The following is a 2,417-nucleotide window of genomic DNA, read 5'->3' as shown; positions in this document are numbered from 1 at the left end:
CCGGAGATGAGGTCGGCCTTGAATCGCCGGGGAGGGCCTTTCCATGGCTGATGGCCCCGCGCCGCAGCAGGAGGGGGCGCGGGGGGAGAGGAACGTCGCCCGTCCCGGCGCCAAAAACAGTGCACGGCAGGGCGGCGCCATCAAGGAGAAGGTCGCCGCGATCCTGAGGAGCCTGCCGGAGAGGCCCGGCGTCTACATCATGCGCGACGCCGAGGGCACGGTGATCTACGTGGGGAAGGCCATCAAGCTGCGCCGCCGCGTGTCCTCCTACTTCCGCCATTCCAACTTCGCCTCGCCGAGGCTGCGCAAGCTGGTTTCTCTGGTGGAGGACATCTCCGTCATCCGCACGGAGACGGAAGCGGAGGCCTTGATCGTCGAGGCCAGGCTGATCCGCCGATACTCCCCCTTCTTCAACGTGGACCTCAAGATGAACGACCGGTACCCCTACATCCGCGTGACGGACGAGGCCTTCCCGCGCCTCGAGATCACCCGCGTCAAGCGCGACGACGGCGCCGTCTACCTGGGCCCCTTCGTCAGCGCTGGGAACATCCGCTCCCTCATGCGCCTGGCGGAGCGGTACTTCCCCCTGCGCGTCTGCCGGGCGGACCTCAAACCGGACCCTGGGAAGCGCCCCTGCATCGAGTACAGCCTGGGGCACTCCATGGGGGCCTGCGCCGGGCTCTGCACGCAGGCGGAGTACCGCGAGCGAGTGGGGGACGTCATCCTCCTGCTGGAGGGGAACACCAGGGAGCTGATCGAGCGCCTGCACAGGCGCATGGACGCCGCCGCGCGCCGAATGGACTTCGAGGAGGCGGCCCATTGCCGCGACACGATGCGCGCCCTCTGGCGCATCTCGCGCCAGCGCGTGTCCTCGGCGCTGCAGGAGGACCTGGACAGCGAGACGTGGCACGTCCTGAACCAGACGCAGAGGGCGTTCGGCCTCAGGACCATCCCCTGGCGGATGGACGCCTTCGACATCTCGCACACGGCGGGGCACGACACCTACGGCTGCTGCGTGGTGTTCGAGCAGGGGCGGCCCAACCCCTCCCTCTACCGTCGCTTCAGGATACGCGGCCTGGCGGAGGGGGAGGTCGACGACTTCGCCTCCATCGAGGAGACGGTGCGCCGCCGCTATCGGCACGTCCTGGACCAGTCGGAACCCATGCCCCAGATGGCGCTGATCGACGGTGGCCCCGTGCAGCTGGAGTTCGCCATGCGGGCGCTGGCGGAGCTCGAGATGGAGCTGCCCCTCGTGGCGCTGGCGGAGCGCGAGGAGCTGCTCTTCCTCCCGAACCGGCCAGACGACCCGATCCGGCTTGACCGCAGCAGCCCCGTGCTGCAGCTGATGCAGCGCATGAGGGACGAGGTCCACCGCTTCGCCATCACCACGCACCGGCGGGCGCGCAACGCGCGGATGAAGCGATCCTCGTTGGAGGACATCCCCGGCATCGGCAGGGCCCGTGCGTCGCAGCTCCTGGTCCGCTTCGGCTCGACGGAGCGCATCGCAGCGCTCTCCACCGACGAGTTGGCCGGCGCGCCTGGGGTGGGGCCGGTGCTGGCGCGGAAGATCCTGGAGCACCTGAACGGCTCGGACGCCCAGCGGGTCCGCGCGTGAGGGGGATTTTTCGGCGGGCCATTTTTCCCGCCGAAAACCCTTGGACTAACGGGGCGATTGTGCTATCCTAAGTGCGCTTATAAGGACTGGAATCAACAACGCTTAGGAGGCTATTTGACTTTGGAGAAGGAATATTCGGTAACGATCGGCGGGACGCCGCTCGTGTTTCGCACGGGGAAGGTGGCAAAACAGGCCAACGGCGCGGTGATGGCGTCCCACGGGGAGACGGTGATCCTCAGCACGGCCTGCATCACGGAGACGGCACGCACGGGCATCGACTTCTTTCCGCTGCTCGTCGATTTTGAGGAGCGCTACTATTCCGCGGGGAAGATCCCCGGCGGCTTCATCAAACGCGAGGGCAAACCCTCGGAGTCGGCCATCCTTGGGGCGCGCGTCACGGACCGCTCCATCCGCTCGCTATTCAGCGACGACATGCGCAACGACGTACACGTCGTGAACACGGTCATGGCCATGGACCAGACTTACCCGCCCAACGTTTTGGGCATCAACGGCGCCTCCGCGGCGCTCTCCATCTCCGGCATCCCCTGGAACGGCCCCGTCGGCGCGGTCCGCATCGGCCTGATCGACGGGGAGCTCGTGGTGAACCCCACGGAGCCTCAGATGAAGGAATCCAGGCTGAACCTCGTCGTCGCCGGGCACGACGATGGCATCACCATGGTGGAGTCCGGCTCTCAGGAGGTCTCCGAGGAGCTCCTGGTGGACGCTCTGGACCTGGCTCAGCGGGAGATTCGCAAGATCATCGCGCTGTTCCGCCAGATGAAGGAGGAGGTCGGCAAGCCGG

Annotated in this window: 1 protein-coding gene and 1 pseudogene; both read left to right on the top strand. The window is 67.1% G+C overall.

Going from position 1 to position 2,417, the window contains the following annotated elements:
• Window positions 1–43 precede the first annotated feature (43 nt).
• Window positions 44–1,615, top strand: a complete 1,572-nt coding sequence (locus SY1_RS00025; protein WP_015555770.1) for an excinuclease ABC subunit UvrC — start codon at window positions 44–46, stop codon at window positions 1,613–1,615.
• Between the two features lie 120 nt (window positions 1,616–1,735).
• Window positions 1,736–2,417 (top strand): annotated as a pseudogene (locus tag SY1_RS00020) (polyribonucleotide nucleotidyltransferase); the annotation flags it as partial.

Source organism: Fretibacterium fastidiosum (assembly GCF_000210715.1).
Lineage (GTDB): Bacteria > Synergistota > Synergistia > Synergistales > Aminobacteriaceae > Fretibacterium > Fretibacterium fastidiosum.
Note: the sequence above shows the minus strand (reverse complement) of the source record. Positions and strands in the feature narration are given on the sequence as shown.